The following is a 6622-nucleotide window of genomic DNA, read 5'->3' as shown; positions in this document are numbered from 1 at the left end:
TGGCGCGGGGCTTTCCGGGCGTGCTGCGTCACTCGATCATCGTACTCCTTGCGGAGCGAATCGCTCCGCAGTAGGTTGAATGCAAACGGAGCGTTTCGCTCCGTCTTGGGGATTCGAGGAGACAGTCATGAGACAGAGTGAGCGGGCGGCGTCACGCGAGGCGGACACGGCCGCCATCCGGCGCACGGTGGACGACGCCGAGCGGTATCAGGGCGACCCCGAGCCGTTCGTCGCGTTGCACACCGCCGACGCGATCATCGTCAACATCGCGGGACGCCAGGTGCTCGGCAGGGACAGCATCCACGAGGCGATGAAGAAGGCACTCGAAACACCACTCGCACAGGTGCTCACCAGGATCGAGGTCGAGGACATCCGCTTCGCGAACCCCGGCGTCGCAATCGTCAGCTGCGTCAAGCACGTGTCGGATGAACGTGACGCCGCGCCGAAGTCCGATCCCGGCGCGAACCTCCCCTTGAAAGGCCGCCTCGTCTACGTGATGGCGAAGGAGGACGACGCGTGGCGAATTGCCTCCGCGCAAACCACTCCGATCATCGAAGCCTGAAAGCAGGACTACTCCCATGAATCCGGCAGAAACCGACGAACTCGCACGCGCGGCTGAAATCGAGGCGATCAAGCAGGTGGTCGCCACCATCCAGCATGCTCAGCGAAACGAGCTCGTCGAGGAGTTCGTCGACTTGTTCCGCGCCGATGCGATATGGACGACCAGCGGCGGCAAACGCCTTTTTGGTCGCGATGAGATATCAGCCTTCACCCGGCAAGTGCTCCCTGGCGGAATGCAGGGTCTCACGGTGACTTTTGACGTGGTGCACGTGCTGTTCATCCGAAGCGACGTCGCCGCCGTCAAGGTACGCCAATTATATGCGACCACCAGCGGTCAACCCTCGGCGGACGAAGGTGAAGGCACTCCCCTCTTCGTCATGTCCAAGGAGGACGGACAATGGCGTCTGGTCGCCTGCCAGAACACCGGTGTGGTGGACCCATAACCGTCAGCTAGCGGTTACGGCAACGACGATCCTGCTACCGTAACACCCTCCGGCAACTCGTGTCTCCGCTGCGGAGCGTCGTATCTCCCGTTCGTTGCCCGGGCACAGTCACTTTCCGGTGATCCGGGAGAAGAACTCGAGGGCGCGACCGAACAACGTTCGTCCCGTGCTGAATTGCGCTGCGCGTGGCGGTCGTCGAGGGCGTCACATCAGCCCGGAGACGGCGCGAAACGTGGTCGAATACCGCTCTCCGGTGCCGCTTTTTCTTCAGATACCGCACGATCACCCCCAGATTCAGGCTCTTAGAAGCTCGGGCTCTCAAGCTCAGCAGGAAAGGCTGAGAGATGATGTTCCGGACCGACAGATCGAAATCGGCAAACAGCAGCCGAGACAGCTCGAGTCGCCTGCTTATGGGCTGGAGGAGTACTGGCAAGTGCACGGATACATCTGCTCAGCGTGCGCTCGGTGGAGCCTCCACGGCATGTCGCCAACGCCACCCAAAACGGACTGGCAAATACCAAGCGACCGCAATGAATCTCACCCTGGATGGCACAAGTGCCATCCAGGCGGTGGCGCCCACCATGCCGCTGATCACGTTATGAACGGCCGGCCCCTCTTCCACCCGAGGCAGTCGGCCAGCCACTACGTACGCACGGTGATGAATCGCCAGGGGAAATCATGTGAAAAGGTGAGGCGACCGACGAGAACCCTGCGATGACGGTGCCCTTGGCGATGACGCCGGTGGCCCGGTACGGAACGACTCGTGGCTATGACGGTGTGAATTGGCTGTGGGGTGCTCGCGAGTCGTGACCGCACGGGGTATCGACGTAGCTGCCCGTCAATACGCGTGGGCGATGTAGATCGGGGTGCCTAAGACGCCGTGGCCATGTCCGCCGCCGGGATGGCTGACCTGCGGGCTTTCACCCAGCGGTACCGCCAGGAATTCCAGGGGCTGCGACGGGGCGTCCAGGCGGAAAATCGACGCGGCGTTGCTGAGGTGCCATCTATATTCCTCTTCGAGGGGCGTTCCGGTCTGGAGGGTGCGCTCGTCGCGTTCGCCCCAGGCGGGATACTGCGGCGTTCCCTCCAGGTCGGAGATGTGCGCGCGGAGAACGGCCACGATGCTCGGCGCGGAGGAGAACCCGAACTCAGCGTTGGCCCGGTCATCGGCTGGGTATTGGCCGAGCACGTGGCTGCGCGAGCCGGCCAGGGCGACAAAATCGCGGCCTTGCCAGCCGCGGAAGAAGACGACGGGGAGGCGGTCCTCGGGCTGCGCGTCCTGGTTTCGCGCGAGGAAGCCCCATTGCATGTCGAGCCGACCGCGGAAGTACTGCCGGCCGGGGGCCGCGGTGGTGCCCACCAGATGGTGAGCGTCGATGTACCGCTCGACGACCCGCAGTTTCGCCATCCGGGCCGCCGGTGACGGCTCGGCGCGACGCAGGGTGAGGCTGGCGAGCTTGAGGTCGACCTTGGCCTCGGCGGCGATGCGTCGTCGCTGCGCGGGGTCGATTTGCTCGAACAGCATGTCCAGCTTGATGTCGGACACGTAGACGAAGTAGCGCAGCGGCGGTCTCTGGCGACGGAACATAAAGACCTCAGGTATTCGGCGAGTGCGGTCGTCTCGGTTCCACTATCGCTCATCCAAAGTGCGGCACGCCCGGGGCGCGCCAGCCAGAGTGTCTCAGCGGATCGCCAGGTGGGTAGCGCTTTACGTTCGACGGTGGAGACATCGTGTTCCCTCTGCCGAAGTACACGCGGCCGTCCACCGCAAGGGGCCACCTGGGGGTCAAACCGGGTCCGTAACACAAACGGTGTTTCCGGCGGTTTTGGTTAATAGCTCTCGGCGACCGGCCAGCGATCACCGAAGGTGACGGAGAACGCGTTCACCACTGGCTTCCAGCGCGTCATCCATCGTGCGGCCCCTGTCCCGGTGGGGTCCAGGCTGCGGGTCACAAGATACAGGCACTTCAGCGCGGCCGCCTCGGTCGGGAAGTGCCCGCGGGCCCGCACCGCGCGGCGGTAGCGGGCGTTGAGGGATTCAATCGCGTTGGTCGAACAAATCATCCTCCTGATCTCGATGTCGTAGTCCAGAAAAGGGACGAATTCGGTCCAGGTGTTGCGCCACAGCCGAGTCATCGCAGGGTATTTCGCTCCCCAGTTCTCCTCCAGCACCTCCAAGGCGGCTTCGGCGGCCTCCGGACCGGGCGCGGTGCAGATCGCCTTGAGGTCACGTTTGAGCGCGTCGACATACTTCCTAGAGGTGAGCCGAAAAGAATTACGAATCAAATGGACCACGCAGGTTTGAACGATGGTGTCCGGCCAGACGTTCTCCACAACTTGCGGCAGCCCTTTCAGTCCGTCGCAGACGAGGAAGAAGACATCGGTGACCCCGCGGTTTTTCAGGTCGACAAGGACACTCATCCAAAATTTGGCGCCCTCGCCGCCACTGCCGGCCCACAGACCCGCGAACGTTCGAGGTACAGATGCCGTCGGGCAACCGGTATTGGACGGTGCTCGACGAGGATCTGCTGGTGGTGCCGGTTGCTGATCGGTATGTGCGGGAGCGGTTTCGGGGTGGTTAGGAGCGTGATCGGGGAACACCCTGGTTTCCGCCTGCTTTCGGGTGTGTGCTCGCGGTTGCGTGGTCTTGCTGGTCAACGTCGGGGTTCGTGGGGTGTGGTGGTGGGTGGGATGGTGAGGAGGGGGTGGTAGTGGCCTGCGGGGAAGGGTTCGCCGATGGGTTGGTCGTCGGTTTGGATCCAGGCGTGGGCGGTGAAGGGGTGGACGCGGACGCCGGTGCACCAGGTGGGCCAGGTGCCGTGCAGGCGGCAGTGCAGGGCGGCGGCCAGCGAGCGTTGCAGGCAGTGTTGCCCGGCGCAGCGCAGGCTGACCGCAACCACGGCGTCTCGTGCGGTCTGGGCTTGTTGCTGGGTGGCGGGGCGGGCACCGCGGCGCACGAGTTCGAGCACGGGCTGCAGGCGGGCGGGGGTGAGGCGGGCGAGCGCGCGGGCGGCGCCGACGGCGAGCAGGGGCAGGAGCCGTTGGTGGAGGGGGAGGTGTTGCTGGTGGGCGAGGGCGACGGGGCTGGTCATGGGTTTTCCAGGAGGTTGGCGGTGTGGAGGTGGGTGGTGATCGCCTCGACGTCGTGGCGCGCTTGGTCGGGGTCGAGGTGGTGCAGGTCGGCGAGTTGGGTGGCGATCTGTTCGGGTGTGTGGCCGGCTTCGAGGGCGTGCAGGATGCGGGTGCCGGTGGGGTTGAGTTGGTAGTAGCGGCCGGTGCGTCCGTCGAGCAGGACGATGCCGTGTTCGGTGTCGGTGGTGGCGATGTCAGGGCGCAGGCGCGGGCTCATCGGCGTTTCCCTTGTCGGCGGTTTCGGTTCGTGCCACCGGGATCGGCACCGGCGTTGGTGGGGTGTGGGTGTTGCGGAGCCAGGTTTCGGCGCCGAGGAGGTGTTCCAGGGCGAAGGTGGTGGCGTGGTCTACCTGCGGTGCCAACAGCCGTGAGCGAAGGGCGTCGGGGTCGATGAGGCCGTGCGCGGCGAGGGCGGAGTCGGTGAACAGGTCGAGGATCGCGGGCAGGTTCCTTTTCAGGCCGAGGCGGAGGTCTTCGCTGAAGTGGCCTTTGGTGGCCCGGCCCGCGATCGTGTCGGGCAGGATGCCGCGCATCGCCTCGGCCAGCAGGGGTTTGTAGCGCCAGGGGGTGCGGCGTTCGTGGGCGCGCACGGCCAGCGCGGCCTCGATGACACTAGTGTCCAGGAAGGGCATGTCGAGTTGGATGCCACCGGTAGTGAACAGCCGTAGCATCTGCCGGTAGCCGGAGCCGGCCATGCGCAGCACCGCGAGGGTGGTGTGCTGGCCCCGTTGGGGCGCGAGTGGGCTGGCTTGTTCGGCGAGCTCATACAGCAGGTCTCGGGTGGCGTCGATCGCTGTCGGTGTTGACCAGGTCTGGGCACGCAATGGGTGTCCCCAGCCCAGGTCGGGTGTATACCGGGCCGGGGGCGGGGCGGTGAGCTGATCGGCTTGTGCACGCCACCAACCGGGCAGGTCCTGGGGGTCGTGCAGGGCGGCCAGGACCGCGGGCAATGGCCAGTGCAGTAGCGCACCAAAACCGCGGATGTGCTTGAGCGCGGTCCAGGGGCGGCGGCGGAGCAAATCGTGCAGGTAGTGGGGGAACTCGTCGAACAGTTCGTCTCCACCTTGCCCGGCCAGATGCACCCGGGCTCCTCGACCGGTCAGGAATTCGGCGGTATGGCGGAAGCGTGCCTGAACGCGGGCAAACGGGAACGGGGTTTCCGTGTCGGCCAAGTCGCTGGGGTTGTCGAAGTCCCATGGCGGGCCCACGGCGGGCAGCACCAGGTGCTCGATAGTGGTGGGCAGGGCCGTGGCCGCGTGGACGGCGTAGACCCCGTCGTCGTTGCTGGCGTCGGATTCGGCCCAGCGGAACGTGACCTGCAACGCCTCCGGCTGGATTTCGGCGGTCAGGAAGCACAGCGAGGTCGAGTCCATCCCGCCGGACAGGTCCGCGCTCACGTTTCCCGCCCCGGACACCCGGGCGGCCACGGCGGTCCGCAGCGCTTCGCGTACCGCGCCCGCTCCCTCCGCCATCGATTGTTCCGGGACTGGAGGGCACCACCACCGCACCGCCTCGGCTGTGCCGGTGCGGTGGTCGATGCGGAGGTAATGGTCCGGTGCCACCGCCCGGATCCCGTGCCAGAAAGGGAGGTCGTTCAGCGGGGGCGGCACCAACGCGCCACACGCCACACGGGCGGCCAGCACCCGCTCGTCGATGTCGGCGCCGGTGACCGCGGCCAGCACATCCGCGCGGTCACCAGCCACGACCGCGTCGCCGACGCGGGTATGCAACACCCGCCGCAACCCGGCCGGGCCGCTGCCCTGGACCCGCAGCACCCCGTCCACCTCGGCCACCACGTGTGCGCTACCGGACAGGCCGCGCACGAGAGTGTCCAGGTCGGCCACCCGCCGCACCCGCGCGATCAGCTCGGTCAGGCGGGTGGCGGTCACCGGACGGGACCCGATCACCGCCACCCGCACCGACCCGGCACGGGCCACCGTCAGCTCGCCCGGAGCCCAGCGGCCCGCCAGCCACGGACGGCCCGACGCGTACGGGACCACCTCGGGCGAGCCCAGCACCGCCGACATCGCCAGCACCCACGACCGGGAATCCGCACGATCCGGCAGCACCAGCCACCCCTGCGACAACACAGGTGATCCACTCCTCACGTCAAACCGTCAACTCGAAGAAACGCCGCGCGGCCAGCCCATGTCGGGCCTCGTGAAGCCGATTCCGAGGGTGTCGTCGCTGAACACACCCAGCTCCACCAACGCCGGCGGCTCGTACGGCTCCACCGTGCTCTGCTCCTCGCGCATCAGAAACTCCTTCCGTACCAGTCACGTTCGCAATCCCGGTGATCACGACCCGTGCACAAGCCACTGTGTGCCCCAGAAACCCCACCGCACCACACACTCACCCCAACGAGCATCCCCACCCCGCACGGCACCAGCACACCCCTCACCCACGCGAGAACCGCACCGACCACACCCACGAAGCCGCACAAACCGTTGCACACCAAGGAATTGAACTGGCCGCATCGCCGCCTG

The 6622-nt window shown here is 66.3% G+C and carries 7 protein-coding genes and 1 pseudogene; 2 read left to right on the top strand and 6 right to left on the bottom strand.

From position 1 onward, the window contains the following. Positions 1 to 79 precede the first annotated feature (79 nt). Both FXO23_RS50080 and FXO23_RS50075 read left to right on the top strand, forming a co-directional pair. Positions 80 to 562: an SgcJ/EcaC family oxidoreductase gene (locus tag FXO23_RS50080; protein WP_425484992.1), complete on the top strand. Its 483-nt coding sequence runs from the start codon at positions 80 to 82 to the stop codon at positions 560 to 562. Positions 563 to 578: 16 nt separating this feature from the next. Then, positions 579 to 1004: an SgcJ/EcaC family oxidoreductase gene (locus tag FXO23_RS50075; protein WP_158896210.1), complete on the top strand. Its 426-nt coding sequence runs from the start codon at positions 579 to 581 to the stop codon at positions 1002 to 1004. An 838-nt stretch (positions 1005 to 1842) separates the two neighbouring features. Here the strand turns inward: FXO23_RS50075 and FXO23_RS50070 are convergent. From FXO23_RS50070 to FXO23_RS50045, 6 genes and pseudogenes are all read right to left on the bottom strand, one after another. After that, positions 1843 to 2592, bottom strand: a complete 750-nt coding sequence (locus FXO23_RS50070) for a DUF7019 family protein (RefSeq protein ID WP_281356768.1) — start codon at positions 2590 to 2592, stop codon at positions 1843 to 1845. A 242-nt stretch (positions 2593 to 2834) separates the two neighbouring features. After that, positions 2835 to 3467, bottom strand: a pseudogene (locus tag FXO23_RS50065) (IS256 family transposase); the annotation flags it as partial. A 191-nt stretch (positions 3468 to 3658) separates the two neighbouring features. Further along, positions 3659 to 4096 (bottom strand): lasso peptide biosynthesis B2 protein, encoded by a 438-nt coding sequence (locus FXO23_RS50060; RefSeq protein ID WP_158896206.1) that lies wholly within the window; start codon positions 4094 to 4096, stop codon positions 3659 to 3661. Then, positions 4093 to 4353: a lasso peptide biosynthesis PqqD family chaperone gene (locus tag FXO23_RS50055; RefSeq protein ID WP_158896204.1), complete on the bottom strand. Its 261-nt coding sequence runs from the start codon at positions 4351 to 4353 to the stop codon at positions 4093 to 4095. The genes FXO23_RS50060 and FXO23_RS50055 overlap by 4 nt, the downstream gene beginning before the upstream one ends. Then, positions 4331 to 6226: an asparagine synthase-related protein gene (locus FXO23_RS50050; RefSeq protein ID WP_218952439.1), complete on the bottom strand. Its 1896-nt coding sequence runs from the start codon at positions 6224 to 6226 to the stop codon at positions 4331 to 4333. The genes FXO23_RS50055 and FXO23_RS50050 overlap by 23 nt, the downstream gene beginning before the upstream one ends. Before the next feature lie 27 nt (positions 6227 to 6253). Beyond that, positions 6254 to 6391, bottom strand: coding sequence for a lasso RiPP family leader peptide-containing protein (locus FXO23_RS50045; RefSeq protein WP_158896202.1), 138 nt, complete (start codon positions 6389 to 6391; stop codon positions 6254 to 6256). Positions 6392 to 6622 lie beyond the last annotated feature (231 nt).

The organism is Amycolatopsis anabasis (genome assembly GCF_009765355.1).
In the GTDB taxonomy this organism is placed as follows: Bacteria; Actinomycetota; Actinomycetes; order Mycobacteriales; family Pseudonocardiaceae; genus Amycolatopsis; species Amycolatopsis anabasis.
The sequence above is the reverse complement of the archived record's forward strand: the minus strand, read 5'-3'. Positions and strand labels throughout refer to the sequence as shown.

Excerpts from the sequence above, each read along its gene's own strand:
- FXO23_RS50080 (WP_425484992.1), top strand. The coding sequence starts at position 80 with ATGCAAACGGAGCGTTTCGCTCCGTCTTGGGGATTCGAGGAGACAGTC.
- FXO23_RS50075 (WP_158896210.1), top strand. The coding sequence starts at position 579 with ATGAATCCGGCAGAAACCGACGAACTCGCACGCGCGGCTGAAATCGAG.
- FXO23_RS50070 (WP_281356768.1), bottom strand. The coding sequence starts at position 2,592 with ATGTTCCGTCGCCAGAGACCGCCGCTGCGCTACTTCGTCTACGTGTCC.
- FXO23_RS50060 (WP_158896206.1), bottom strand. The coding sequence starts at position 4,096 with ATGACCAGCCCCGTCGCCCTCGCCCACCAGCAACACCTCCCCCTCCAC.
- FXO23_RS50055 (WP_158896204.1), bottom strand. The coding sequence starts at position 4,353 with ATGAGCCCGCGCCTGCGCCCTGACATCGCCACCACCGACACCGAACAC.
- FXO23_RS50045 (WP_158896202.1), bottom strand. The coding sequence starts at position 6,391 with ATGCGCGAGGAGCAGAGCACGGTGGAGCCGTACGAGCCGCCGGCGTTG.